Origin of the sequence: Streptomyces sp. NBC_01255 (assembly GCF_036226445.1) — a bacterium.
Classification (GTDB): domain Bacteria; phylum Actinomycetota; class Actinomycetes; order Streptomycetales; family Streptomycetaceae; genus Streptomyces.
Genome location: NZ_CP108474.1, coordinates 8130098 through 8155404, shown reverse-complemented (window position 1 = coordinate 8155404; position 25307 = coordinate 8130098). Strand labels below are relative to the sequence as shown.

At 70.6% G+C, this 25307-nt stretch carries 28 protein-coding genes and 2 pseudogenes; 19 read left to right on the top strand and 11 right to left on the bottom strand.

All coding sequences use genetic code 11. The features are described 5' to 3' along the window. Window positions 1-2: 2 nt before the first annotated feature. Window positions 3-1181, top strand: coding sequence for a GTP-binding protein (locus OG357_RS36850; RefSeq protein WP_329625242.1), 1179 nt, complete (start codon window positions 3-5; stop codon window positions 1179-1181). A gap of 87 nt (window positions 1182-1268) precedes the next feature. Here OG357_RS36850 and OG357_RS38900 read toward each other — a convergent pair. Further along, window positions 1269-1390 (bottom strand): annotated as a pseudogene (locus OG357_RS38900) (IS701 family transposase); the annotation flags it as partial. 138 nt (window positions 1391-1528) lie between these two features. Here OG357_RS38900 and OG357_RS36845 point away from each other — a divergent pair. The 4 genes from OG357_RS36845 (at window position 1529) to OG357_RS36830 (ending at window position 4107) form a co-directional block, all read left to right on the top strand. Next, complete coding sequence (locus OG357_RS36845) at window positions 1529-2188, top strand: hypothetical protein (protein WP_329625241.1); 660 nt, start codon at window positions 1529-1531, stop codon at window positions 2186-2188. Beyond that, window positions 2166-2531: a DUF6193 family natural product biosynthesis protein gene (locus OG357_RS36840; protein WP_329625240.1), complete on the top strand. Its 366-nt coding sequence runs from the start codon at window positions 2166-2168 to the stop codon at window positions 2529-2531. The genes OG357_RS36845 and OG357_RS36840 overlap by 23 nt, the downstream gene beginning before the upstream one ends. A gap of 357 nt (window positions 2532-2888) precedes the next feature. Continuing rightward, window positions 2889-3107 carry a hypothetical protein gene (locus tag OG357_RS36835; protein ID WP_329625239.1) on the top strand — a complete coding sequence of 73 codons (219 nt, stop codon included), beginning with the start codon at window positions 2889-2891 and terminating at the stop codon, window positions 3105-3107. A gap of 670 nt (window positions 3108-3777) precedes the next feature. Next, window positions 3778-4107: a hypothetical protein gene (locus OG357_RS36830; protein ID WP_329625238.1), complete on the top strand. Its 330-nt coding sequence runs from the start codon at window positions 3778-3780 to the stop codon at window positions 4105-4107. An 80-nt stretch (window positions 4108-4187) separates the two neighbouring features. Here OG357_RS36830 and OG357_RS36825 read toward each other — a convergent pair. The 3 genes and pseudogenes from OG357_RS36825 to OG357_RS36815 all read right to left on the bottom strand — a co-directional run. Next, window positions 4188-4367, bottom strand: a pseudogene (locus OG357_RS36825) (MFS transporter); the annotation flags it as partial. 7 nt (window positions 4368-4374) lie between these two features. Next, window positions 4375-4851 (bottom strand): ArsI/CadI family heavy metal resistance metalloenzyme, encoded by a 477-nt coding sequence (locus tag OG357_RS36820; protein WP_329625237.1) that lies wholly within the window; start codon window positions 4849-4851, stop codon window positions 4375-4377. Between the two features lie 32 nt (window positions 4852-4883). Continuing rightward, on the bottom strand, window positions 4884-6260 hold the full coding sequence (locus tag OG357_RS36815) for an NAD(P)-binding domain-containing protein (protein WP_329625236.1): 1377 nt from the start codon (window positions 6258-6260) through the stop codon (window positions 4884-4886). A gap of 102 nt (window positions 6261-6362) precedes the next feature. Here OG357_RS36815 and OG357_RS36810 point away from each other — a divergent pair, with 102 nt between their 5' ends. The 3 genes from OG357_RS36810 to OG357_RS36800 are packed head-to-tail and all read left to right on the top strand — an operon-like array spanning window position 6363 to window position 8316. Further along, window positions 6363-7418 (top strand): flavin-containing monooxygenase, encoded by a 1056-nt coding sequence (locus tag OG357_RS36810; RefSeq protein WP_329625235.1) that lies wholly within the window; start codon window positions 6363-6365, stop codon window positions 7416-7418. 38 nt (window positions 7419-7456) lie between these two features. After that, a complete protein-coding gene (locus OG357_RS36805; protein WP_329625234.1) occupies window positions 7457-7819 on the top strand; it encodes an ArsR/SmtB family transcription factor in 363 nt (120 codons plus the stop codon). Between the two features lie 11 nt (window positions 7820-7830). Continuing rightward, window positions 7831-8316 carry a GNAT family N-acetyltransferase gene (locus OG357_RS36800; RefSeq protein ID WP_329625817.1) on the top strand — a complete coding sequence of 162 codons (486 nt, stop codon included), beginning with the start codon at window positions 7831-7833 and terminating at the stop codon, window positions 8314-8316. Here OG357_RS36800 and OG357_RS36795 read toward each other — a convergent pair. The 5 genes from OG357_RS36795 to OG357_RS36775 form a co-directional block, all read right to left on the bottom strand. After that, window positions 8309-8857: a DinB family protein gene (locus OG357_RS36795; protein ID WP_329625233.1), complete on the bottom strand. Its 549-nt coding sequence runs from the start codon at window positions 8855-8857 to the stop codon at window positions 8309-8311. The two genes, OG357_RS36800 and OG357_RS36795, sit on opposite strands and share 8 nt — an antisense overlap. Window positions 8858-8948: 91 nt before the next feature. Continuing rightward, window positions 8949-9740 carry a MerR family transcriptional regulator gene (locus tag OG357_RS36790; protein WP_329625232.1) on the bottom strand — a complete coding sequence of 264 codons (792 nt, stop codon included), beginning with the start codon at window positions 9738-9740 and terminating at the stop codon, window positions 8949-8951. A 34-nt stretch (window positions 9741-9774) separates the two neighbouring features. Then, the gene (locus OG357_RS36785) at window positions 9775-10833 is read right to left on the bottom strand and encodes an ArsO family NAD(P)H-dependent flavin-containing monooxygenase (RefSeq protein ID WP_329625231.1); all 1059 of its coding nucleotides are present in this window, start codon (window positions 10831-10833) and stop codon (window positions 9775-9777) included. Next, complete coding sequence (locus OG357_RS36780; RefSeq protein WP_329625816.1) at window positions 10830-11600, bottom strand: MIP/aquaporin family protein; 771 nt, start codon at window positions 11598-11600, stop codon at window positions 10830-10832. The genes OG357_RS36785 and OG357_RS36780 overlap by 4 nt, the downstream gene beginning before the upstream one ends. Before the next feature lie 40 nt (window positions 11601-11640). Then, a complete protein-coding gene (locus OG357_RS36775) occupies window positions 11641-11955 on the bottom strand; it encodes an ArsR/SmtB family transcription factor (RefSeq protein WP_030842180.1) in 315 nt (104 codons plus the stop codon). A 79-nt stretch (window positions 11956-12034) separates the two neighbouring features. On the opposite strand from OG357_RS36775, the gene OG357_RS36770 reads away from it, so the two are divergent. From OG357_RS36770 to OG357_RS36720, 11 genes are all read left to right on the top strand, one after another. Further along, a complete protein-coding gene (locus tag OG357_RS36770) occupies window positions 12035-12667 on the top strand; it encodes an arsenate reductase ArsC (RefSeq protein ID WP_329625230.1) in 633 nt (210 codons plus the stop codon). Between the two features lie 49 nt (window positions 12668-12716). Next, window positions 12717-13133, top strand: a complete 417-nt coding sequence (locus tag OG357_RS36765; protein ID WP_329625229.1) for an arsenate reductase ArsC — start codon at window positions 12717-12719, stop codon at window positions 13131-13133. 5 nt (window positions 13134-13138) lie between these two features. Beyond that, the gene (gene trxB, locus OG357_RS36760) at window positions 13139-14137 is read left to right on the top strand and encodes a thioredoxin-disulfide reductase (protein WP_329625815.1); all 999 of its coding nucleotides are present in this window, start codon (window positions 13139-13141) and stop codon (window positions 14135-14137) included. A 315-nt stretch (window positions 14138-14452) separates the two neighbouring features. After that, on the top strand, window positions 14453-15088 hold the full coding sequence (locus OG357_RS36755; protein ID WP_329625228.1) for a hypothetical protein: 636 nt from the start codon (window positions 14453-14455) through the stop codon (window positions 15086-15088). A 14-nt stretch (window positions 15089-15102) separates the two neighbouring features. Further along, the gene (locus OG357_RS36750; protein WP_329625814.1) at window positions 15103-15648 is read left to right on the top strand and encodes a flavodoxin domain-containing protein; all 546 of its coding nucleotides are present in this window, start codon (window positions 15103-15105) and stop codon (window positions 15646-15648) included. A gap of 600 nt (window positions 15649-16248) precedes the next feature. Next, window positions 16249-16959: a universal stress protein gene (locus tag OG357_RS36745; protein ID WP_329625227.1), complete on the top strand. Its 711-nt coding sequence runs from the start codon at window positions 16249-16251 to the stop codon at window positions 16957-16959. A gap of 106 nt (window positions 16960-17065) precedes the next feature. After that, window positions 17066-18535, top strand: coding sequence for a bifunctional aminoglycoside phosphotransferase/ATP-binding protein (locus OG357_RS36740; RefSeq protein ID WP_329625813.1), 1470 nt, complete (start codon window positions 17066-17068; stop codon window positions 18533-18535). A 109-nt stretch (window positions 18536-18644) separates the two neighbouring features. Continuing rightward, entirely contained in the window at window positions 18645-18839 is a 195-nt protein-coding gene (locus OG357_RS36735; protein ID WP_329625812.1) for a hypothetical protein, read from the top strand. A 190-nt stretch (window positions 18840-19029) separates the two neighbouring features. Further along, the gene (locus OG357_RS36730; protein WP_328940959.1) at window positions 19030-19488 is read left to right on the top strand and encodes a Crp/Fnr family transcriptional regulator; all 459 of its coding nucleotides are present in this window, start codon (window positions 19030-19032) and stop codon (window positions 19486-19488) included. 27 nt (window positions 19489-19515) lie between these two features. Beyond that, a complete protein-coding gene (locus tag OG357_RS36725) occupies window positions 19516-20154 on the top strand; it encodes a CBS domain-containing protein (protein WP_329625226.1) in 639 nt (212 codons plus the stop codon). Window positions 20155-20205: 51 nt separating this feature from the next. After that, the gene (locus OG357_RS36720; RefSeq protein WP_329625225.1) at window positions 20206-20892 is read left to right on the top strand and encodes a response regulator transcription factor; all 687 of its coding nucleotides are present in this window, start codon (window positions 20206-20208) and stop codon (window positions 20890-20892) included. 6 nt (window positions 20893-20898) lie between these two features. Here OG357_RS36720 and OG357_RS36715 read toward each other — a convergent pair whose 3' ends face one another. Both OG357_RS36715 and OG357_RS36710 read right to left on the bottom strand, forming a co-directional pair. Further along, window positions 20899-22632 carry a sensor histidine kinase gene (locus OG357_RS36715; RefSeq protein WP_329625224.1) on the bottom strand — a complete coding sequence of 578 codons (1734 nt, stop codon included), beginning with the start codon at window positions 22630-22632 and terminating at the stop codon, window positions 20899-20901. A 50-nt stretch (window positions 22633-22682) separates the two neighbouring features. Further along, entirely contained in the window at window positions 22683-25304 is a 2622-nt protein-coding gene (locus OG357_RS36710) for a cation-translocating P-type ATPase (RefSeq protein WP_329625223.1), read from the bottom strand. Between the last annotated feature and the right edge of the window lie 3 nt (window positions 25305-25307).

The window sequence follows — 25307 nt, the reverse complement described above, 5'->3', positions numbered from 1 at the left end:
GGATGACCGCCACGAAGCCCGCCCTGCTGCCCGTCACCGTCCTGTCCGGGTTCCTCGGAGCCGGCAAGACCACCCTGCTCAACCACGTGCTCGGCAACCGCGAAGGCCTGCGCGTCGCGGTCATCGTCAACGACATGAGCGAGGTCAACATCGATGCCGCCCTCGTGCGCGGCGGAGAGGCGGCGCTGTCGCGGACCGAGGAGCGCCTGGTAGAGATGACCAACGGGTGCATCTGCTGCACCCTGCGCGATGACCTGCTGGAGGAGGTCGACCGACTGGCCCGCGAGGGGCGCTTCGACTACCTCCTCATCGAGTCCAGCGGGATCTCCGAGCCGATGCCCGTGGCGGCCACCTTCTCGTTCCCGCGCGACGACGGCGCCACCCTGAGCGACCTCGCCCGCCTCGACACCATGGTCACCGTCGTGGACGCCGCGAACTTCCTGCCGGAGCTCGCCGGCGGCGACGAACTCACCGCCCGCGGCCTCGCCCCGTACGAGGACGACGAGCGCACCGTGAGCGACCTCCTCATGGACCAGCTCGAGTTCGCGGATGTCATCGTCCTCAACAAACTCGACCTGGTGCGGCCGACCGAGGCGTCCAGGCTGCGCGCGACACTCTCGCGACTGAACCCGGAGGCGAGGATCGTTCCCGCCGTCCGCGGGCAGGTGGCCCTCGAACAGGTGCTGGGCACCGGCCTGTTCGACGTCGAGCGTGCCCAGCAGGCCCCGGGGTGGGTCAAGGAGCTCAACGGCGACCACGTCCCGGAATCCGAGGAGTACGGCATCTCCTCGCTCGTCTTCCGCGCCGACCTCCCCTTCCACCCCGGCCGACTGTGGACCTTCGTCACCAAGGGCCTCGACAGCGGCACCTTCGGACAGATCCTGCGCTCCAAGGGCTTCTTCCGGCTCGCCAGCCGCCCCCGCGTCACCGGACTCTGGTCCCAGGCCGGCGCCGTCGCCCGCTTCGAGCCCTCGGGCGCCCTCGGACCGGACACCACGCAGGGCCAGGAGCTCGTCTTCATCGGCACGGGCCTGCGCGCCGAGGCCCTCCGGGCGGCCCACGAAGCCTGCCTGCTCGGCCCGGACGAAGCCGCGCCCGCCGTGGACGACTTCCCGGACTGGGAGACGTACGGAATCGACGACGCCTGCGAGCACGAGCTCGCCACACCTCAAGTGGCCTGAAACTCCGGGCCGGTCGGTGGTCGCAGCCACGGCACCGTCCGGCCCGGCCTCCCCGAGCGGCTCTACCAGACCCTGGAGAACCGACCTGACCTGCGCCGGCTGGTCGAGGGTGGTGCCGTCAGGCAGTAGGCGATGCAGCAGGAGACTTCCTCGGGCCGGCGTACATTGCGGCGGGCAATCACCCAATGACGGCGGCCTTCCCGGTGCCAAGAACCTCCGAAAGGCGCCGGCTGTCGCCGCCGCGGCTGTGTACCGCGTTCGCGACGCCCGCTCAGGCGGGGCGAGGTGGGCCGATACGTCTCCCCGGCCCCCTCGGCCTCGTGCCGGCGCCGAACTCGGTTTCGTACGTGGAGAACCCGACGCGGTGGATCGACCCGATGGGTCTGGCGAAGGAGGAGGTGGAGACGGGGTGCCCACACCGCAGGAAGGGCGAGCACCCGCACAGTGTGGTGCTGGGAATCGAGGACCATAGCGAAGCCTTCGTCGACCACCTGCGCGGCCGTAAGGTCGACCCGGACCTGGGAGCCCACACATACAACGGCCCGCCGTACGGAACCGTCGTGGACGAAGTGCCGGTATGGATGTCCAACGTCATGAATTCCGTCGCGGACAAGAACACCACGCTCTCCATCACCCTCGACGGCATGCTGAACAGCAGGGGAGAACGCGGCAACTGGAACACTCCGGCCGACATCGTCGACGCCTTCCAGACGGCGGTCAAGCAGGGTTCCCCGTTCTCGACCGTCGACGGGAACCAGCCCGAGTACGGTAACGGAACCGCCTGGGAGATGAGCGTGGTCGCACGGAACGTGGTCGTATGCGAGGGCGAACTCAACATCTACAACGAGCCGAACCCGGACGGGCGGTCGTGGGACGACATCCACTGGTATACCCGCGACGAGGAGACGAAGGGCGGTACAAGGAGAGATCAAGGCCCGAAGCCCGACATCCCCGAGATCGACCCGCACGTGACGTTGGAGCACGATGAACAGCGAATCCCCGCGTGAGGCGTCGGAGATCGTAGCCGCGGAGTGGCGGAGAATCCTGGAAATGAGCGAGAGGCGCATTGACCCCGCGATCCCGCGCGCGGCCCACGCGCACCCTCGGCTGGGGGAGTTGTTTCCCATGGTCAGCCACGGAGCGCTGTACTTCAGCCGGTGCACTCAATACCCGTGGACCCATGACGTCGCCGCGCTGTTCCCCCGTCCCGGCGGGTTCCATGTGTTCCGGCACTCCGACAAGACGGTGCTCGGCGAACCGGACACTGTGGAGGAAGCCGTCGGACTCATCGTGGCCAACCTGCCCGATGGTTGCGGACCGGCCGTCGACGGAAACCCGGACGACCTGTGAGGGACACCGACAGCACCGACTCGGCCTCGCGCGCCCGGCGCAGGTCGGGGTGACCTTTGGATGCGAGTCCGCTCTCAAGGCGTTCCTCGTGCGACGTGATCCCGGCCTCGTCGACCGCAGCAGCAACAGTCCCATGATCGGCCGGACAGCTCCTAGGGCGTCACCGGCTCCTTCCCCGCGGACCGGCCATGGCCTGGCGCTGATCCGCAACGTGTCACCCGGCTGCTCTCCCTGATAGCAGTCCACTCGCGCGTGCTGGGTACGGCTCGCGTCCCACGGGTCCTGCCACTTCACCTGACACTCGGCATCCCGCACGCCGGTGACCTCCGCGGTGACGTCCCTTCCCAGGCCGAACGTATGCACGCCGAAGAGCCCCAGGGCGAGCGCGCCGGTCAGCAGCAGCGCGGCGAAGCCGGGCATCCGTACGTGGTTCCGCAGCGAGAACCGGAGGGCGTCGGCTCGCCGTCGCCAGGATCGCTGAGCGCCTTCGTCACGATCCCCGTCGACGGCCGTTCCACGGTGATCTCCAGTACGCGCCCCATCCCCGGCACCTCGTACACCACGGTGTTCCGATGAACGAACGACGGCCGCGTGAACCCGCCCGAACGCAGGGGAACGACATCTCTGACCCGCCCGCCGCGGGGCACCGCGAGCACAGCGGACTCCGCCACGAAGCGCACCGGCTCGTCGACGCGGTGGACGACCCAGAGATCCCCCCCGTGCGGGCCGGCCCTCGCCCCGGGTCCCGTCACCGGCCTGCCAGACCACCTCTGCAGGGACCCCCACAGCCCTGCCCGAGGCGAAGGCACGCCCGCGCGACCTGTCCCGCCAGTTTCCCCACAGGGCCGGCAACGCGCCGGCGAGGAAGCTGCACGCCAGGAAGAGAAGAAAGTTCACGAACGCACTCTCGGCTGGAGAAGGACGAAGGGACAGAGGGTTCCACTGCAGGATCGGGGGCAGGTGAAGCTGCCGGTCACCGGCAAGGTGAGCCGGATTCCGCCGCTCTCAGCGATACTTCCGGCGGTGGTAGGCGTCGCTCGCCGTGGGCAGGGAGTTGTGGACCGCGCGGGCGTTGTCACCCTGGCCGCCTTCTGGACATGGCGGTGGTGGGACGGCGAGCAGGAGGGCGAGTTCACGGCCGATCCGCGGTTCTGCGAGCTCGTCACCCCCGAGACGATCCACCGGCTCGTGCCCGAGGCGTACGGCGGACGCGAGGACGTGGCCTCCTGCACCTGGGCAGCCCCGCGTGAGAAGGGGAAGTACCGGGGCCAACGTCCATCTCTTCGCCAGCCGCCTCAACGTCGAACTGGCCGAGAAGGACATGCGCGAGCAGCGCACCGACGGAGAACTGGGCTGGGAGAAGGACACCCAGGAAGACCTGCTCGGCCTCGGCGACGAAGCCCTTCTCCGCTTCCGGCCGCCCGTACCCGGCAAGAACATCACCGCGCAGGTCTTCTTCCGCCGCAGCAACATGGTCATCTCCGTGGCCTACGCCCGCAGCGACGACGACCGGCAGGCCGCCCGCGCCGGAGCCATCGACGCCGCCCGCGAGGCAGCCGCCCTCCTCAAGCCCTGACCACTCGAACCCTCAGGCGTATTCACCGATTCCGTCGGCGTTCTCCGGGGGACTCGGTGAACTGGTGAATCCGGTAGGCCCGTTGTCGCTCCCGTGGACCAGCCGGCGTCGGCGGTGATCCGGGAGAGGAGGACCGGGAAGGCGTAGTAGACGATGCCCCAGCCGGTGATCTGGGTGGCGCAGAGCGCGGGCAGGACGGCGCGGGGCCGCGACCGGTCCCCTGTTCCGGTCGCGGCCCCGCGCGTGTGAAGGTCGGTCATCGCGAGGTCAGCAGCAGCCGCCGGCGGCGGCGGCGGCGACCGGCTCGCTCGTGCCGTTCTCGGCGGTGGCCGACGTGCTGGAACAGCAGGTGCTGCCCTGCTGCTTGGTCAGGGTGTCGGCGTCGGCCTTGACGACGTACACCTCCCACGGCTCACTGCCGGGGCCGGTGACCCACACCTTGTCCTGGACGGCGTAGCAGCAGGTGGTGTCGTTCTCCTCCCTCGTCGGGAGGCCCTCGCCGCTCAGCCGGGTGGTGGCGGCGTGGACGGCGTCGGTGCTCTCGACTTCCACGCCGAGGTGGTCCAGGCGGGTGTCCTCGCCTTCGGTGCCTTCGATGAGGACGAGCTTGAGCGGCGGTTCCGTGATGGCGAAGTTGGCGTAGCCGTCACGGAGTTTGGCCGGTTCGGCGCCGAAGAGCTTGGTGTAGAAGGCGATGGATGCCGCAAGGTCGGGGACGCGCAGGGCGAGCTGTACTCGGGACATCGTGTCCTCCAGGTGTGGGTGGTTGGGCAGGGTCAGCAGCCGCCGGCGGTGGCCTGGGAACCGGCGCCGAGCAGGATGAGCGCGGGGGCCGGCGTGCAGCAGCCGCCGCCGTCGGCCTGGGTGTCGTCGGCCGACTGGTCGTCGAAGAGGCCGGCGCCGCCGCAGACCCCGGTCTCGGGGAGGACGAGTTCGACGCGCTCGGCGGACTCCTGGTCGCCGGCGATGGCGGCGACGACGGAGCGGACCTGCTCGTAGCCGGTGAGGGCGAGGAAGGTCGGGGCGCGGCCGTAGGACTTCATGCCGACCAGATAGACGCCCTCCTCCGGGTGGGAGAGCTCGTTCGCCCCGTGGGGGTAGATGGTGCCGCAGGAGTGCTGGTTGGGGTCGATGAGCGGGGCCAGCGCGACCGGCGCCTGGAGGCGCTCGTCGAGGCCGAGGCGGAGCTCGTCGAGGAAGGAGAGGTCGGGACGGAAGCCCGTGAGGACGATGACCTCGTCGATCGGGTCGAGACGGCGGCCGTCCTCCGCGACCAGGACGAGCTGCTCGCCGTCGCGCTCGAACGCCGCGGCCCGGAAGCCCGTGACGGCGTCGGCGTGACCCTCGTCGACGGCGGCCTTGGCGGCGAGGCCGAGGGCACCACGGGCGGGGAGCTGGTCGGCGGATCCGCCGCCGAAGGTGGAGCCGGAGATGCCGCGGCGCAGGATCCAGGTCGCGTGCGTGCCGGAGCCGTCCTGTGACTTCGCGAGGTCGGCGAGGGTCGCGAGGGCGGTGAAGGCGGAGGCGCCGGAGCCGATGACGGCGGTGCGCTTGCCCGCGTAGCGGGCCCTGGTCGCCGGGTTCTTGAGGTCGGGGACGCGGTAGGAGATCCGGTCGGCCGCGGCGCGCTCGCCGAGGGCGGGGAGGCCGTCGCCGCCGGCCGGGCTCGGGGTGGACCAGGTGCCGGAGGCGTCGATCACGGCGCGGGCGAAGATCCGCTCCTCGCGGCCGTCCGTGTACGTGACGTGGACGGTGAAGGGCTGGTCCTCGCGGTCGGCGTCGACGATCCGGTCGCGCCCCGAGCGGGAGACCCCGGTGACCCGGGCGCCGAGCCGGATGCGGTCGCCCAGGGCGTCGGCGAGCGGCTGGAGGTACTGCTCCGCCCAGTCGCCGCCCGTCGGGTACGTCTTCGCGTCCGGCTTCACCCAGCCGGTGGGGGCCAGGAGCTTCTCGGCGGCCGGGTCGGTGGCCTCTCCCCAGGTGGAGAAGAGCCGCACGTGCGACCACTCGCGCACCGCCGCCCCCGCCTGCTCGCCCGCTTCGAGGACCAGGGGCTCAAGGCCGCGGTCGACGAGGTGGGCGGCAGCGGCCAGACCGGCGGGACCGGCTCCGATGACCAGGACGGGCAGCTGCTCGCGGGCGATGGCGTTCATGACGATCTCCTTGCTTCGACGTCTGTCGATCTCTTGCGGGTTCAGCATGGCACCTGATTCGATGAGCGTCAACATAGACATTCATCAAAATGGAGGCTGTTCATGGAGCACGTCGACGTCGCCGTGATCGGCGGCGGTCAGTCGGGCCTGGCCGCGGCGTACCACCTGCGGCGGGAGGGCCTGACGCCTGTGGTGCTGGAGGCGTCGGGGCAGGCGGCGGGGTCGTGGCTGCGGTACTACGACAGCCTCACCCTGTTCTCTCCGGCTCGGCACAGCTCACTGCCGGGCCTGCCGTTCGGCGGCGACCCGGACCGGTATCCGCACCGGGACGAGGTGGTGGCCTACCTGCTCAGGTACGCCGAGCGCCTGGACGCGGACATCCGCACCGGCCGGCAGATCTCCTCCGTACGTGCGGACGGGGAGGGATTCGCGCTGCGGACGGTGGACGGACGGCAGCTCGGGGCACGGGCGGTCGTCACGGCCACCGGCGGTTTCGGCCGGCCGAACCGGCCCGCCCTGCCCGGGCTCGACACCTTCACCGGCACGGTGCTGCACGTCTCGGAGTACCGCAGGCCGGAGCCGTTCTCGGGGCAGCGGGTCGTGGTCGTCGGCGCCGGGAACTCGGCGGTGCAGGTGGCCGTCGAGCTCGCGCGGGTCGCCCGGGTGAGCCTGGCCAGTCGCGCACCGGTGCGGTGGTTCCCGCAGCGACCGCTCGGGCGGGACCTGCACTTCTGGCTGAACGCCACAGGGCTGGACTCGGCGCCGCTCGCCCGCTTCCAGCGCAGGCCGGCCACGATGGCGGTCATCGACGACGGCCGCTACCGGGCCGCCCTCGCCGCGCAGGCACCGGACCGCCGCCCGATGTTCACGCACGTCGACGGCCCGACAGTCGCCTGGGCCGACGGAACGAAGGAGGGTGTGGACGCGATCGTCCTGGCCACCGGCTACCGGCCCGACCTCGACTACCTCGCTCCGCTCGACGCCCTCGGCGAGGACGGCCGGCCACGCCACCGCGACGGCGCCTCACTCGCTCACCCCCGCCTCGCCCACCTCGGGCTGGAGTGGCAGCGGAGCCTGTCCTCCGCCTCCCTCCGCGGAGTCGGCCGCGACGCCCGGCGCGCCGCACGGCGACTGACCGGGCAACTGCGCCGCTCGTGACCCTGCACTCCTGCTTCGACATGTGTCAACATAGACGCATGTCGAATATGAGAACGCTGCCGCTGCTGGAGCCCGCCGTCCAGCCATGCTGCCCGCCGCTGACCGAGCGGCCTCTGACGGCGGAGGAGGCGGAACGGACCGCCGTCATGTTCAAGGCCCTGGGCGATCCGGTCCGGCTGCGGCTGTTCTCGGCCGTCGTCTCGCACGAAGGCGGCGAAGCGTGCGTCTGCGACATCTCCGACGTCGGCGTCTCGCAGCCGACCGTCTCCCACCACTTGAGGAAGCTCAAGGAAGCCGGGCTGCTCTCCTCCGAGCGGCGCGGCACCTGGGTCTACTACCGAGTCGAGCCGGCCGTCCTCGCGGCGATGGGCCAGCTGCTGACCAAGGCCGCCGCCGCGTGACCGCCGCCGCCATGGTGGTGCCGCTCACCGCCGACCACGCCGACGAGGTCATCGCGATCTACCAGGCAGGGATCGACGAGGGCAACGCCACCTTCGAGACCACCGCCCCGACCTGGGAGCAGTTCGATAAGGCCAAGCTGGCCGAGCACCGCTTCGCCGCGCTCGACGAGGACGGCCGGGTGCTCGGCTGGGTCGCCGCCACCAAGGTCTCGGACCGGTGCGCGTACGCCGGCGTCGTCGAGCACTCGGTGTACGTCCACCCGGACGCCCGGGGCCGGGGTGTCGCCTCCGCGCTCCTGAAGGCGCTCGTCGACTCCACGGAGTCGGCCGGGATCTGGACGATCCAGTCCGGCATCTTCCCCGAGAACATCGCCAGCCTCGCCGTCCACGAACGGGCCGGCTTCCGGGTCATCGGGACGCGTGAGCGCATCGGCCGGCACCACGGCCGCTGGCGTGACGTGGTCCTGCTGGAGCGCCGCAGCCCGGCGATCAACTGAACGCTTTCCCGCCGCCGAGGGTGAGTTGGCGGTGGTGGAAGTCGAAGTGCCGGGTCGGGTAGCGGTAGATGTCCGCGAGGGTCATGTAGTCCTGGAAGAAGGGGTCCCAGCGGACCGGGTAGTGCATGCCGCGTGCTAGACCGGCTTCGGATTCCTCTGCCAGCCGGCGCTCCAGAGCCCGGGTGCCCCGGTCGAAGGCGGCGGCCATGCGGCGCGGCCCGTACACCTTCACCGCCCCGCACGGACCTAGGTAGTTGACCAGGTCGAACGGCACGGTGACAGCGTCCAGCACCCGCGCGAACACCTTGCTCACCCTGCGCGGGAGCCGGCCGAATGCGCGGACCAGGATCAGCAGCGCCCGGACGACCATGTAGCCGAAGAGCATGTGCCACAGCAGCTGCTCATTGGTCCATTTGGTGCCGCGGGTGGGCCGGGCCAGGTCGCCCTTCGAGGCCGTGTCGAGGAGCCGGTGAAAGGTCTGGCGGGCGCGCTCGTAGTCGTCGTACACGGCCTGCCGGTCTATAGGGCCCTCGTTCGTCATGGCCTGCCCGCTCTCGTCGCCCGGGCTTGAATGATGCCCGCTGAGGGGCGGTCTCTCACCGGATGCCGCCGCGTTCAAGGGGACGGGATGGTCACGAGGCAGCTCCGAAGAGGTCGGCCAGCAGGGATCCCGCGGCCTCGGGGGCACGCGCGGTCAGCTCCAGCGTGGCGGGGGTCAGGTGCAGGGTGAAGTCGAAGAACGCGCAGCATCCCTGTTCGGCCGCGGCCAGCGAAGCGACCTCGGCGGCCAGCTCAGAGGTACCGGGGAAGATAAGGCGCACCCCGTCCGGGACCTCTTCGCGTGTGGTGGCCCGGGCGACGAGGTCCCGCCACTGCGCGGTGCGCTCTCCCAGCTCATCGCTGCTCAGGGTGCATGCCACCGGTGTCTCGCCCCACGGCTCCCCGGCCTCAGCGGGTACGGAGTCCGGGACCGGGGGACGTGTGGGCGACAGTTCGACCAGGACAGGGCCCGGCGCGTCGCTTTCGCCGGTGCAGCCGCAGTCCGGGCCGCAGGCGCCCGCCGGAGCCGGACCGGCCAGCTGCTCGTGCACACCGGCCAGGTGGGCGGAGAACGCGGCCAGCTCGGCCGCTCGCCGGTCCGCGTCCGCGATCCGGTCGGCGACCATCGGCACCATCCGGGCCCGCACCGCCGCGCACACCCCCTCGTCCCGCACGTCGAGGAGGTCGCGGATGTCCTCCAGCGCGAGCCCCAGCAGCTTGGCGGAGGAGATGAAGGCCAGGCGCTCCACCGACCCCTCGTCGTAGAGGCGGTAGCCGGCCGCGGTGCGCTCGGCCGGCAAGAGACCGGCCGACTCGTAGAACCGCAGCGTGGACGGGCGAACGCCGGAGCGTTCGGCCAGCTGGGAGATCCGCAGAGTGCTCATACCTCGAACGTAAACCTTCAAGTCGACTTGAAGGTCAAGCCCGCAGCAGCCCCGCGATCTCACGGGCCGCGTCACGCGCGGGGCGGCCGACGCCGATGAGGGTGGCTGAGGCAGGGCCGGTCCAGTCGCCGTAGCCGAGGAGGTGTAGGCGGGGCTCTGCGAGGGCCTGGGTCCCCGCGGTGGGGATGTGGCCGCGGGGCCCGCGCAGGCCGAGGGGCGCCAGGTGGGAGAGGGCGGGACGGAAGCCGGTACACCAGATGATCGCGTCGGCGTCGGTGTGCATGCCGTCGGCCCACTCCACGCCCGTCGCCGTCAGCCGGGCGAACATCGGCTGGGCCTTGAGGAGCCCGGCGTCGCGGGCCTCACGGACGGGCGGTACGGCGACGATGTCGCCCATCGAGGCGACGCCTCCCGTGTCCGTGCGGCCCTCGTCGAGGGCGCGGCGGCGTGCCGTGGCGTGGTCGAAGAGGGCGCGGCCGTCGATGTCGTCGGCGAGATAGCGTGGTTCGCGAAGGGTGACCCAGGTGAGGTCGGTGTCGTACGCAAGGTCGGCGGCGATCTGGGCGCCGGAGTTCCCGCCCCCGACGACCACCACCTTCTGCCCGGCGAAGTCGGAGGGGCGGTCGTACTCCACAGTGTGGAGCTGGGCGCCCTTGAACTCCGTACGCCCGGGGACTGCGGGGATGAACGGCCGCCGCCAGGTGCCAGTCGCGCTGATCACCGTACGGGCCCGCCAGGTGGCTGCGCCCGCCTCCACGCGCAGGAACTCACCGTCCCGGTGCACTGCCTCGACCCTGACCGATCGGACGACGGGAAGCTCGTACCGCCGCTCGTAGTCGGTGAGGTACGAGACGACGTGGGCCGCGTCCGGGTACGTCTCGCCGGGCTGCGGCGGCATGAGCCGGCCCGGCAGGGAGGAGTACGCGGCCGGGGAGAAGAGGTGGAGGGAGTCCCAGGTGTGCTGCCAGGCTCCGCCCGGCTCGGCCTGGGCGTCGAGGATGACGAAGTCGAGGCCGAGGCGGCGCAAGTGGTAGCCGGCGGCGAGTCCAGCTTGGCCGCCGCCGATCACCACCGCGTCCACGGCCTGCGTCATTCGCTGGTCGTCTTGCCGCGCATGAAGATGATCGCGACCAGGGCCAGTCCCGCGACCGCTCCGATGATCTGCATGCCGATGAATGCGGGGACGGAGGCGGGAGCGATGCCCGCGAAGGTGTCGGTGAAGGCGCGGCCGATCGTCACGGCCGGGTTCGCGAACGAGGTCGACGAGGTGAACCAGTAGGCCGCGCCGATGTACGAAGCCACGGCGACGGGTGCGAAGCGGAGCCGGTCGGTACGGGCCAGGCCGAAGATCAGCAGGATGAGGCCGGCCGTCGCCACGACCTCGCCGAGGAGCAGGTTGCCTGCCGAGCGGTCGTGCGTGGACCACTTCACCAGCGGCTCGCCGAACATCGCGTCCGCCAGCACCGCGCCCGCGATCGCGCCGACGACCTGTGAGGGGACGTACACGGCGAGCTCGCGCCCGTTCACGCCCGCGCCTCCACGGCGGGCGGTCCACCACTCGGCCAGGGTGACGGCCGGGTTGAAGTGGGCACCCGACACCGGGCCGAGGAGCGCGATCAGGACGCCCAACCCGAAGACGGTGGCGGTGGAGTTCGCGAGGAGCTGCAGGGCGACGTCGTCGGTGAGGTCGGTGGCCTGGATGCCGGAGCCGACGACGATCGCGACCAGCGCGGCGGTGCCGACGAGCTCGGCGGCCGCGCGGGCGACGAGCGGGGTACGGGGCGGGGTGGCGCCGGGCGCGGGCTGCGGCGACGTGTCGGTAGCTATGGCGTCGCTCGCGGCGGGCTTGGTGGCGGTCACGGGCAGGGTCTCCTCGGGCAGGTGAGGCAAGGGGGGAGGGTCAGGGACAGGAGCGCTTGAAGTTCGCCTCGGCGGTAAGGCGCGCGGTCTGCGCGAGTGCGGCGAACTGCCCGGCGAGCTGCTCGATGACGTCCGGCTTGAGCCGGTAGTACGTGAACCTGCCGCAGGGCTCGGTCTCCACGACCCCGGCCTCGCGCAGCACTCTCAGGTGGTTGGAGAGGTTGGTCTGCTTGGCACCGGTCTCCTCCACCAGGTGGGTGGTGCAGAGCGTCTCGCGGGCGAGCAGGGTCACGATCTGGAGGCGCAGGGGATCACCCAGAACCCGGATCAGATCAGTATCGACTGACGTCATCATGTGCTGATACTCTCACATCACCCGCAGCTGATACCAGCCTGGGCTGACCTCTTTGAACCCGCCGAAGGGGGTTCTCGCCATGGCCGAGTCCCCGTACCCGGTCCTTCCCGACGAACATCTCGCGGCCGGTGTCGCCCGCCTCGCCATGCGTCACCAGGGCCGGTACTCCGTGGAGACGGTACAGCGGCTGATCGCCGACTCCTACGAGCAGCTCGCCGCGAACGCGCACGTCCGCACCCACCTCGTCGTGCTCGCGGAGCGATGCGCCGCCGAGCGCCTGGATGCACTGGCGCACGTCGAGAGCGCAACCAGCGAACGGCCGCGGGTGCTTTTCGTGTGCAGCCAGAACGCCGGGCGATCGCAGATGGCGGCCGCCCTGCTGGCCCACCGGGCCGGGGACGACGTCATCGTCTCCTCCGCCGGCACCCACCCTTCGGGCGCCGTCGACCCCCACGTGCTCCAGGCCCTCACCGAGGCCGGCGTCCCACTCGACGAGGTCTACCCCAAACCGCTGACCGACGAGGTCGTCCAGGCCGCCGACATCGTGATCACCATGGGCTGCGGCGACGCCTGCCCCGTGGTGCCCGGCCACCGCTACCTGGACTGGCCCGTCCCGGACCCCGGCGGCGCCCCGATCGCGGTCGTGCGCTCCATCCGCGACGCCATCGACACCCGGATCACCACCCTGCTGGACACCCTGGCCGGCACCTGAAGCTCCCCCGTCCCCGCGCCATGCTCCATCCCTGCCTAAGGAAGAACCGATGACCGCTCCGCTCGCCTCCGTGCTCTTCGTCTGCGTCCACAACGCCGGCCGCTCCCAGATGGCCGCCGGGTTCCTGAACCACCTCGCCGGCGACCGCATCGAGGTCCGCTCCGCCGGCTCGATCCCGGGCGACCAGGTCAACCCGGCCGCGGTCGAGGCCATGGCCGAGGTCGGCGTCGACATCTCCGACCAGAAGCCGAAGGTGCTGACCACCGAGGCCGTCCAGGCGTCCGACTACGTCATCACCATGGGCTGCGGCGACGCCTGCCCGATCTTCCCGGGCAAGAAGTACCTCGACTGGGCCCTGGAGGACCCGGCCGGCCAGGGCGTCGATGCCGTCCGCCCCATCCGCGACGAGATCAAGGTCCTCATCGAGGGCCTCATCGCCGAGATCGACGCGAAGAAGGAGGCGTGACCTCAGTGACCGACCCGACCGCGACCACCGCCGACGACGTCCGTGAGGTCATCGTCATAGGCTCCGGCCCCGCCGGATATACCGCCGCCCTCTACACCGCCCGCGCCCAGCTCAAGCCCCTGCTCTTCGGCAGCTCGATCTTCGTCGGCGGGTCCCTGACCACGACGACCGAGGTCGAGAACTTCCCCGGCTTCCCCACAGGCATCGACGGCCCGGATCTCATGGACAACATGCGGGCCCAGGCCGAGCGCTTCGGCGCCGAGATGATCGACGACGACATCGTCTCCGTCGACCTGACCGGCGATATCAAGACCGTCACCGACTCCGAGGGAACGGTCCACCGCGCCAAGGCCGTGATCATCGCGACCGGCTCCGGCTACCGCAAGCTCGGCCTCCCCAACGAGGACGAGCTCTCGGGCCGCGGCGTCTCGTGGTGCGCCACCTGCGACGGCTTCTTCTTCAAGGGCCGCGACATCGTCGTGGTCGGCGGCGGCGACACCGCCATGGAGGAAGCCACCTTCCTCACCCGCTTCGCCCGCTCCGTCACCGTCGTCCACCGCCGCTCGACCCTGCGCGCCTCCAAGGCCATGCAGAACCGCGCCTTCGCCGACGACAAGATCTCCTTCGCCTTCGACAGCGAGATCGCCGAGATCAAGGCGGAGAACGGCATGCTCGCCGGAGTCGCCCTGCGCGACAGCATCACCGGCAAGACCCGCGACCTGGCGGTAACCGGCCTCTTCATCGCCATCGGCCACGACCCGCGCACCGAGCTCTTCACCGACCAGGTCGACCTGGATGATGAGGGCTACATCAAGGTCGAGGCGTCCTCCACCCGTACGAACCTGCCCGGCGTCTTCGCCGCCGGCGACGTCGTCGACCACACCTACCGCCAGGCCATAACGGCCGCTGCCAGTGGCTGCCAGGCGGCTCTGGACACGGAGCGCTTTCTTGCCGCCCTCGCAGACAGCGCCAAGACGACGGAAATCGTCCCGGCCACGGTCTGAGCCGGCCGCAGAGACCAGCTCTGGTGGTATGCCCGCGCTAGCGGTCTCTTCCATGAACCCCAGATCCTGTCCGTCGCGTTGGCGAACCTGACGGGCAGGATCTGGCCCCACCGACCCACTTCACGGCGGCAAGGACGCCAAGCGGGCACGGCGATTCGGGCCGTGAGCGCATCGTCGAAGCCGCTTCCGCCTCAAGCGAGATGTGCCGCCGTGGAGGAGGCGGCGACGATCGCGATGCAAGTGGGGACCGTTCGACCCCAGCGAGGTGCGTGTCCTGTGGATCAGACTGGTGGTGTCGGATTCCGGGAGGTACTCATGAATGCCGACCTGAGCGTCGCCGAGCCCCTCTTGCTCGACGCAGTTCTGCCCGATTTCCGGTTCTCCCGCCTGGAGTGCGCGGTAATCGCCGCCGCGCCGGACGTCGTGTACGGCGCAGCCCGTGATCTGGACATGCTGTCCATCCACTCGCCGCTGTTCGACGCGGTCATGTGGGCGCGTGGAGTGCCGGACCGGATGCGCCGTCGGCCCGTGGTCACACCGCCTTCGATGCGGGTGTCCGATCTGTTCGACACCGTCGCGGGTGGTGATCAGGGGGATCCCGAGGCCCAGCCCTGGGTTCCCCTGGGTGAGCGCGCGGGCCGCGAGATCGTCTTCGGCGCGGTCGGCAAGGTGTGGAAGCCCACCATCGAGTGGCGCCATGTCGAACCAGGTGACTACGCGGGCTTCGACGAGCCCGGCTGGGCGAAGATGGCGGCCGCCTTCGTCGTCCACCCTTACGGTGCGCGGCAGTCCCTCCTGACCTACGAGGCGCGCACCGCCTGCACCGACCCGGATTCCACCACACGGTTCGGCCGCTACTGGACGCTGGTCTCCCCGGGCGTCGGCATCGTGCTGCGCGGGGCGCTGCGGTCGATCGAGAAGGCCGCTGAGGCCGGAGAACGAAGCACCTGAGGAGATGAGGCGTGATGCGTGCCGTGATCGTGTACGAGAGCCTGTTCGGCAACACGCGCGAGATCGCTGACGCGATCGGAGAGGGAGTGAAGGAGGCGCACCCGGACGCCGAGGTCGAGTGCGTGGCAGTCGCCGACGCGCTGCCCGAACGCATCGGTCCCACCGACCTCCTGGTCGTCGGCGGGCCGACTCATATGCGGGGCATGACCACCGGGATGAGCCGGAAGATGGGACTGAAGTCCGAGGAAAAGGAGGCCGAGAAGGAGGAGCGTGCCTTCGTCCCCGAGGAGGGCGCCGAAGGCCCTGGCGTCCGCGACTGGTTCCACGACACGCTCCCGAAGGCCCACACCGGTACCCATGCTGCCGCTGCCTTCGACACCCGGGCGGACATGCGTCTGGCCGGCGCCGCCGCCGGCGGCATCGCGCGTCGGCTGCGCGGCCATGGCTATGAACTCGTCGCGGAACCTGAAGGGTTCATCATCGAGGACACCGAAGGGCCGCTGCGTGAGGGCGAAAGGGATCGCGCGAGGGCGTGGGGAGCGGCCCTCCAGGTCGCCTGATCGGTCCCCCCTCAGGGACGCCACCGACCTTCGTGATCACACATCGACCAGACGCCCTAGGCCCATGCCGGTGTCCTCTGTCCCGTGGAGGGTGCCCGGGCGTCGGTGGCGCCGCCGGCGAGGGTGATGCCAGGGCTGCTGGGCCATTCGTGAGCGTCATCATGAAACTCGGGATCCACGCAAAGTTGCTGGTCAGCACGGCTCGTAAAGTGATCTGTACGGATCAGCGGGGTAAGGGAGAGGCCTTCAAGAAGGCCTTCTCTTGGTCCGCGCCCCTGTGACTCCGACGCTGGACGCGACGGTCTGCGGCAGGAACCCGAACAAGCAGTCCGTACCGCCATGACGTGGCCGTCAGTCCACGATCGGGGTGGCGTGCCGGCCGAAATCCGCGCCTCGCAGAGGCAAGCGGGAAAGGTCGCCGAACACGGGCGGCGCAGGGGATCAAGCCCACCCCAATTCCGAGCCGGGTCACCACGCCGCCCGCGTGCGCGGCACGATGATCTGCGGTACTCCTCGGAGCATAGGAACGGTGAGCTTCGGCCGTCAGCTGCCGACGTCCGCCCGTCCTACCCGGAGTCGTACGAGACGGAGGCAATCGCCATGGAGCCAGTCTTCACGGTCGGCCTCGATGGCTGGGCGAAACGCCTCGTGCACCAAGAGCAGACGCACCTCAAGGAGCTCGTCCCGGGTCTCGCGAACGTCGGCAACCTGGTTGCCGACGACGCCCGGAACGCCCCGCAGAGGGTGGCCTCGGAGTCCGAGCAGCCGGTGCTCGGTTCACTCGGCCTGACTCCCGCCGTGAGCTCCGCAAGTCCGGCTGTCGTGGCACGTGCCGCACGGCCCGAGGTGCTGGTCCGTGGCGAGGCCCGCGAAGCCGCGCCGTCGTCCGCTCGGGCCGGCCTCGTGGTCGCGCTGAAACGGTACGGCTCGTGCGACGACCTGCTCGCCATCGGCGCCACCTCGGCACGCGGCGTTCCTCTCCAGGCCGTCCACGGCCGGAGCCAGCCGATTCATGCGCACACGCCTTTGGGCCTGGGCCACGACGTCACCGACGACATCACGGATGACGCGCAGAGGCAGCCGGGTCAGGGTCTTCGTCCCTGGCGCGAGAAGTTCCCGAATGCGGAGCCGGCCGATGCCGTGCGGCTGAAAGGCCCGGCCGAGGCTGTCGTGAGTGCCGCAGAGGGAGCCGAGCTACAGGTCGTCGGCCGACGCGAGCGCCGTCCCGCCCTCGCGACGCCCCTCGGCTCGGTGACTCAGGCATCCCCTCACCACGTCCGCCGTCCTGTCGCCGTCGTTCACCATGGCTGAGTCCAACCGCCTCGGGGACGCGGTCACGTCAGTGCGTCAAGACGACGCGTCCGTGCTCCGGACCGCCGCCTCCGGCGCCGACGCCGGCTCGCTTCCGCGGGCGGAGGTGTACGAGACCCACACCGCGGTGGTGTTCTTCGTCGGCGAGCGGGCTTACAAGCTCAAGAAGCCGGTGGACCTGACGTTCCTGGATTACACGACCGTCGAGGCGCGGCGAGTGGCGTGCGAGCGGGAGGTCGCCCTCAACCGTCGCTTCGCCCCCGACGTCTACATTGGCGTGGGCGAGTTGAGCGTCCCGCACTCATCACCCGAACCTCTCGTCGTGATGCGTCGTATGCCGGTGGAGCGCCGCCTGTCCCGGCTCGTACGGGAGGGCGCGGTCGTCGACGATGATTTGCGGGCCGTCGCGCGACTGCTCGCCACGCACCACGCGAAGGCGGTCCGCACGCCGGACGTGGACGCGCAGGGCACGCGGGACGCACTGTCCTCCCGCTGGGAGGCGAGCTTCGCGCAGGTTCGTGCACTCGATGCCGATGGCCACGCGCCCGAGGGCGTGGAGGAGATCGAGGAGCTGGTCCGCCGGTACCTCGCAGGCCGCGAGGCGTTGTTCGACACGCGCATCGAAGAGGGCCGGATCGTCGACGGACACGGCGACCTACTCGCCGAGGACATCTTCTGCCTCGACGACGGCCCCCGGGTGCTGGACTGCCTGGAGTTCGACGACCACCTCCGCTACGTCGACGCCCTCGACGACGCCGCCTTCCTCGCCATGGACCTCGAACTGCTCGACGCACCGGAAGCCGCGGCATTCTTCCTCGCCCGCTACATCGAGTACTCCGGCGACCCCTCACCCCCCTCACTGCGCCACCACTACGTCGCCTACCGCGCCTTCGTCCGCGCCAAGGTGGTCTTGATCCAAGCACACCAAGGTGCGCCCGGCGCCGCCCTCGCCGCACGGCACCTCATCACGACGACTCTGCGTCACCTACGCGCCTCCGTCATCGGCCTCACGCTCGTGGGAGGACTCCCCGGCAGCGGCAAATCCACGCTCTCCGGCGCGCTAGCCGACCGCTTGGGCGTCACCCTGCTCAGCAGCGACCGTCTCCGCAAGGAACTCGCGGGCATCCCTGCCGACCACCCCGCTCCCGCCCCCTTTGGCGAGGGCCTCTACACACCCGAATGGAGCGAGAACACGTACACGACCCTGCTCGAGCGCGCGTCCGTCCTGCTGGCCCGTGGCGAATCCGTCGTCCTCGATGCCACCTGGTCGGACGGGAGGCAACGCGAAGCCGCCCGGCTCGTGGCCGAGCAGACGAGCGCCGACCTCGTGGCCCTGCACTGCCAGGTCCCGCCCGACATGACGGCAGCCCGCCTCGACGCCCGGGCCGCCGGACCGTCCGACGCCGACCTCGGCGTCGCCACCGCCATGGCCGAGCAGGAGCCGCCCTGGGCAGAGGCCGCCCCGGTCGACACGAGCGGTCCCTTGGAGGCCGCTGTCGCCCAAGCGCTGGCGGCGGTACGCCCGTACGGCTCCAGCCCCTTGGTCTTCCGGCGGCCTTACATGACGGCGGACTAGAGGACGACGCTCATACGGCCCTCCAGGACCAGGGCCACCTCACCGCTCAGCGCCGTCGTCCGGAAGCGTCCGCTCCTCATCCCCCACTCTCATAGGAGGTCGAACCGTGATGACCGAGAACGTCGCCCCGAACGAACATGAGAGGCTGCGCATCCTGGAGGACCAGGTGCAGGTCCTGGCGCAGGCTGTCAGAGCTCTGGCCGAAGGGCTTGAGGACATCCCCTCCCAGGACACTGACCGGGAGAAGCAGGCGGCTCGCGGAGCCCGGCTGGCGCACGAACTCCTGCTGTCCCAGGGGTTGTAGGAGTCGGCCGACGACCGTGTCCGAGGCGATGAACCATCCGGGGCCACCCTCCGCGGAAACCCGTTGACGTGAACGGCCGGTCGATAGGGGGAGAGGCGACCGAGAGGTGCGAAGAGGGGGCCATCCGGCCCTCCCTCTCCGCCTTATGTGGAGCAGAGACTGGAGGCGGACACCGACGAGGAGGTCCCCGATGAGCTCTCTTCCTTCCCCTCGGCTCACGACAGCTCTGTCCGCCGACCAACAAGAACGGCTGATGGCATGCGGCCGCCCAGTGGACCTCCCTGAAGGCACCCGGCTGTTCGAGGAGGGCGATCCCGCCCGGCGCTTCTGGATCCTTCGGACGGGCACGGTCACCTTGGACTTCGCCGTGCCCGGCACACAGCCGGCGGTGATCGACACCGTGAATGCGGGTGAGCTGCTCGGATGGTCTTGGCTGTTCGCCCCGTATCGCTGGCACTTCGGTGCGGAGGCCATGACGCGTGTGCGGGCGTACGAGTTCGATGCACTGACCGTGCGCATGATGATGGACGCCGACCCTGCTCTCGGCTCCGCGCTCGGGCATCTCGTCGGGCAGACGCTCGCTCGTCGCCTTGTCTCCGCCCGAGTACGACTGCTCGATCTGTACGCCCCGCACGGCAGCGGCCTGTAGACCATCGTCCACCCCCCGGAGAACGTCATGCCTGCCTCGCGCTACACCGTCAGCGACGTCATGACCCACACCGCCATCGCGATCGGCCGTGACGCGCCCTACAAGGAGATCGTCGCGCTCTTGGACCAGTGGAAGGTGAGTGCCCTTCCCGTCCTTGAGGGAGAGGGACGAGTCGTCGGAGTCGTGTCGGAGGCGGATCTCCTGCCGAAGGAGGAGTTCCGCCTCGACGGGCCCCGCCCGGGCGAATTCGACGAAGCGGCCAAGGCCGGAGCCCTGCGGGCGGGCGAACTCATGTCGAGTCCGGCCGTCACCGTCCACCCGGACGCCACGCTCGCCGAGGCGGCACGGATCATGGCCACCCGGAAGGTGAAGCGGCTGCCGGTGGTGAACGAGATCGGGATGCTGGAAGGGGTCGTCAGCCGGAGCGACCTGCTCAAGGTGTTCCTCCGAACGGACGGCGAGATCGAGGAGGAGATCCGCCGTTCCATCCTCGGCGAGTCGGCCGCCCCGGCAGGGCTCGACGTGTCCGTTCTGGAGGGTGTGGCCACCCTTCGCGGTGCGCTCGTCGAACGGTCCCTGGTTCCGCTGCTCGCCCGCGCCGTGCGGGCGGTGGAGGGTGTCGTCGACGTACGGATGGATCTCGGTGCCCACGAAGACGCTGTATGACGGACAATCCTTGTGGGGGCGGATACGAACCCACCGATCGCAGGGGTCGCCATGTCCGATCTGCCGGCAGCCACCGCACCCACGCGGGTGTTCCTCGTCGATGACCACGAGGTCGTCCGCCGGGGCCTTCGCGACCTGATCGACGACGAGCCCGACATGGAAGTGGTCGGCGAGGCGGCAAGTGCGGAGCAGGCACTGGCCAGGGGCCCCGCCCTGCGCCCGGACGTGGCGGTCCTCGACGTGCGGCTGCCCGACGGAGACGGCATCTCCGTGTGCCGGGAGCTGCGGTCTCGGATGCCTGACGTGGCGTGCCTGATGCTGACGTCGTTCGACGACGAGGACGCTCTCCTCGACGCGATCATGGCTGGGGCGGCCGGGTACGTCCTGAAGCAGATCAAGGGGTCGGATCTGGTGGCGGCCGTACGGACCGTGGCCACCGGGCAGTCGATGCTCGACCCGGCCACCACCGCCCGGCTGATGCACTCGCTGCGCGACCCCGAGCCGGCGAAACCGCCGGAGGACGAGCGGCTCGCGGTGCTGTCCGACAGGGAGCGGTCGGTGCTCGAACTCATCGGCGAGGGACTCACCAACCGGCAGATCGCCAAGCGGCTCTATCTGTCGGAGAAGACCGTCAAGAACCACATCTCCCGGCTGCTCGGCAAACTCGGCGTGGAACGCCGCGTACAGGCCGCCGTCATCGCCGCGCAGGTCCACGAGCACGACGCCGAGGGGACGTAGAAGCCTTCATTCCCGCGCGGTCGGGAGTGGGATCCTCCACTCGAGGACCGTGCCGCTGCCGGGCGCCGCTCGCGCGTGGACCGAAAGCGTGCCGCCCAGCCGCTCGGCCCGTTCGGACAGGTTCCGCAGTCCGCTGCGGCTGCCGCCGTGCGGGATGCCGACACCGTCGTCGCTCACCGTCACCGCCAGCACGCCGTCGTCGGCCACGACCGACACCTCCGCCGTTCGGGCCCGGGCGTGCCGTGCCACATTGGTGAGGGCCTCCCCGAGGACGGCGAGCACCTCCTCGGCCGCTTCCGTCGGTACGTCGGTGTCGATCAGGCCCTCCATACGCAGCGCCGGAGTGAATCCGAGCGTCGTCGCCGCCGAATCCACGGCCTTGACCAGGCGCTTTCGCAGTTTCGGGGCGGTTCCCGGGGTGTCGTGTTCCCGGAGGCCGAAGATTGTCGATCGGATGATCTTGATGGTGGCGTCGAGGTCGTCGACGGCCCGGGTCAATCGGTCCACGGCCTCCGGGTGCTCGACGAAGCGCCGGGCGCTCTGCAGCGTCATCCCCGTGGCGAACAAGCGCTGGATCGCCAGATCGTGGAGGTCTCGGGCGATCCGGTCGCGGTCCTCCAGAAGGCTCACCTGTTCGGCGTCACGACGGCGGTCGGCCAGTTCGAGCGCCAGGGCCGCCTGGCCCGCGAAGCCGGGAAGCGCGGTGACCTCGGCGGTCATGAAGGCCGGCCGCCCGTGACACCGCGCGAGGATCAGCACCCCTCTGAGTTGCTCCTTGGTGCCGACCGCGACGGCCACCGCCGGTCCGTACCCCTTCCACCTTTCGGTCTGCATCGTGATGGTCGGTTCGTTCTCGACGTCGGCGACCGTGACCAGGCCGTCCTCCGCGAGGGCGGCCTCGACCAGGGTTCCTTCGGTGTTCGGGAGGACGACGCCCCGGTGCGTTTCGGCGCCCTCGCCGCTGGCCAGCGAGCCCCGCAGCTCGCCGCCCGGTCCGACCAGGTAGAAGACCCCCATGTCGGCGCCCGCGATGTCCACCGCCTGCTCCAGCATCCCGCCGAGGACCTCGGTCTCCTCCGCACCGGACAGGAGGGCGCTGGTGAAGTCGGAGCTGGCGGCCAGCCAGCGCTGGCGCAGGCGGCCCTCCTCGTAGAGGCGGGCGTTCTCGATGGCGATGCCGGCCGCGACGGCCAGGGTCGTCACGACGGCCTCGTCCTCGGCGTCGAAGTCGGCTCCTCCGCGCTTCTCCGTGAGGTAGAGGTTGCCGAACACTTCGTCGCGGACCCGGATGGGGACGCCCAGGAACGTGTGCATCGGCGGATGATGGGCGGGGAAGCCGTACGAGGCCGGGTGCTCGGACAGCTCGGCGAGACGCAGCGGCTTGGGGTTGCGGATCAGTTCGCCGAGGATGCCGTGTCCGGACGGTAGCGCGCCGATCCGCTCACGGAGTTCGTCGTCGATGCCGATGGGGAGGAATGCGGAGAGCTTCCGGTCGTCACCGATGACACCCAGGGCTCCGTACTCGGCGTCCACCAGAGTCACGGCGGACGCCACGATGCCGCGCAGCACCTGAGGCAGGTCGAGTTCACGGCCCACGGACATGACAGCTTCGAGGAGCCCGTTGAGCCGGTCCCTGGTGCCACGCAACTCGTCGATACGCACCTGGACCTCGTCGAGCAGCTCGTCGAGGCGCAGCCGTGGCAGCCGTGTACCTGCGGGCTTGGTGTCCTCCCGGCCCATCGAACCTCCGGCTGCATCGAGCGCACGGGCTCCACCCGAAGCGCGCACTCTCACCGTAGTCCGGATGAACCACCCGTTCCTGTCGGGCCCCCCGGGTGGAAGGCGGTCCGTACGACGCGGGCCGCGACGAATCCGGCGGGCGCGCATGCGAGAGCGATCCCGGCGCCCGCCCAGCCGAGTGGCTCGGTCTCCAGGATCGAGTTCAGGAAGGGCACGTACAGCGCTGCCGCTGCCAGAAGGGCAGAAGCGAGGACGGACAGAGGGAGGAACGGGTTCTCCTTGGTCAGAAGTCGGGTGCGCAGTCCCAGGGCGACGCCGAGCTGCGCGGCGAGCAGGGCGAGGAAGAGCACGCTCTGCCAGGCCAGGTCCATTGCCTGGGCGGCGAGGCCCGCGCCGAGGGAGGCCGCCGTGACGACGGCCGCGAGAAGGAGCAGCCTCTGCCAGGCGCCTCCGCCGAGAATGTGCTGGTCAGGTGGGCGCGGCGGGCGGTGCATCGCTCCCGGGGACGCGGGTTCGGCGCCCATGGCGACGCCGGTGAGGCCATGTGTGAGGAGGTTGATCCACAGGATCTGGCCGGCGCGAAGGGGCAGCGGCAGCCCGAGCAGCGGGCCGATGAGCATCACGAGGATCTCTGCCGCGCCGCCGGCCATCCCGTAGACGAGGAAGCGGCGGATGTTGTCGTAGACACGCCTTCCCTCCTCTACGGCCGCCACGACCGTCGAGAGCTCGTCGTCGGTGAGGACGAGGTCGGCGGCCTGACGGGCGACCTCCGTGCCGCGTGCGCCCATGGCGACACCGATGTCGGCACGGTGCAGGGCGGGACCGTCGTTGACCCCGTCGCCGGTCATGGCGGTCACCGCTCCCCTGGCGCGCCACGCCTCCACGATGTCCAGCTTCTGCTGGGGGTCCGTACGGGCGAAGACCCGCACCGAGGTGAGGTCGGCGACTCGCCCCGCGGTCACGTCCGCCCCTGTGACGACGTGGCCTTCCGTCTCACCGCCGTCACCCAGGAGTGCGACGTGGGACGCCACCGCCCGAGCCGTCGCCGGATGGTCCCCGGTGATGAGGACGGGGGTGATGCCGGCCGCCCGGCAGGCGGCGAGGGTCGCTGCGGCATGCGGTTTGGGCGGGTCGCTGAGCGCGACGAGGCCGAGGAGCGCAAGCCCCGACTCCGCCTCGGTGACCGGGCTCGGGAGGTCATTCCGCACGCCCGATGCCACTGCGAGCACGCGGTATCCGCGAGCGGCCAGGCGCGCGGCCTCCTGGTGGGCCGCCGCGAGCACGTCCGGAGGATCCTGCAGGATTGCAGGGTCGAGGACGGCTTCGGGTGCGCCCTTCAGGCAGACGAGCGCCCCGTCTCCATCGGCCTTGTGGAGGGTGGTCATGCGTCTGCGGAGGCTGTCGAAGGGCGCTTCTCCGATCCGGGGGCGGGTCACCGACAGTTCCGCCGGCTCCGGGCAGCCCGTCTTGGCAGCGGCCACCAGCAAGGCGGCCTCCATGGGGTCGCCCAAAGCCTTCCAGCGGCCGTCGGGCCTCCGGTCGTCCGCCGGGCGCAGCGTGGCGTCGTTGCACAGAGCGGTCACGGTCAGCAGCTCCGTCAGCGGTTCGAGCTCGTCCGCTTCCGCCGGTCTCCCAGCGACGAGGACCTCACCCTCGGGTTCGTACCCCACGCCCGTGAGCTCGGCGCTCACCCGCGGTGTCCAGACGTGCTGGACGACCATACGGCCCTCGGTCAGGGTGCCGGTCTTGTCGGTGGCGAGGACGGACACCGAGCCGAGCGTCTCCACCGCGGGCAGCCGCCGCACCAGAGCGTGCCGGGCGGCCATGCGCCGGGCTCCGAGTGCCAGGGCCAGGGTGACGACGGCGGGAAGGGATTCGGGGACCGCCGCCACGGCCAGGCTGATGGCGGTGACGGCCATCGTGCCCAGCGGGAGCCCCCGCACCAGGCCGAGGGCGAAGACCAGGACGCACAGGGCGAGCGTCACGGCCGCGAGGACGCGCCCGAGGGCGGCGAGTCGCCGCTGCAGCGGGGTCGGCTCGCGGCGTTCGTCGAGAAGAGCCGCGATGCGGCCGAGCGCACTCAATGCCCCGGTCGCCTCGACCACGGCCACGCCTCGGCCTCGGACGACCACCGTGCCCGCGCTCAGGGTCGCACCGGGGTCCTTGTCCACGGACACGGACTCCCCCGTGAGCATGGACTCGTCCACCAGGACGGCGGAGGCCTCGGCGAGCTCGGCGTCGGCGGCGACGATGTCGCCCTCACCGACCAGCAGGACGTCACCTGGGACGATCGCCGCTGCCGGGACGTCGCGGACAACGCCGTCGCGCCGCACGCGCGCGTGCGGGGCGGTGAGGGCCGAGAGCGCGGCGACGGCGTTGTCCGCCCGGATCTCCTGCGCCACACCGACGGTCGTGTTCACGAGGACGACCAGTCCGATGACGATCGCGTCGGGGTGGTCACCTATCGCGAGGGTCAGTACGACAGCCCCGAGCAGCACCATGATCAGCGGGTCGGTCAGTTGGGCCAGGACCCTGCTGTGGAGTCGTACGGGCCTTCTCGCGGTGACCTCGTTGGGGCCGGTATCGGCCAGCCGACAGGCGGCCTCCGCCTCGGTGAGCCCCGTGGTGTCCCGCGCCGAGGCGAGGGCCCGGTCCGCTGCCGACGCGGTCATGGC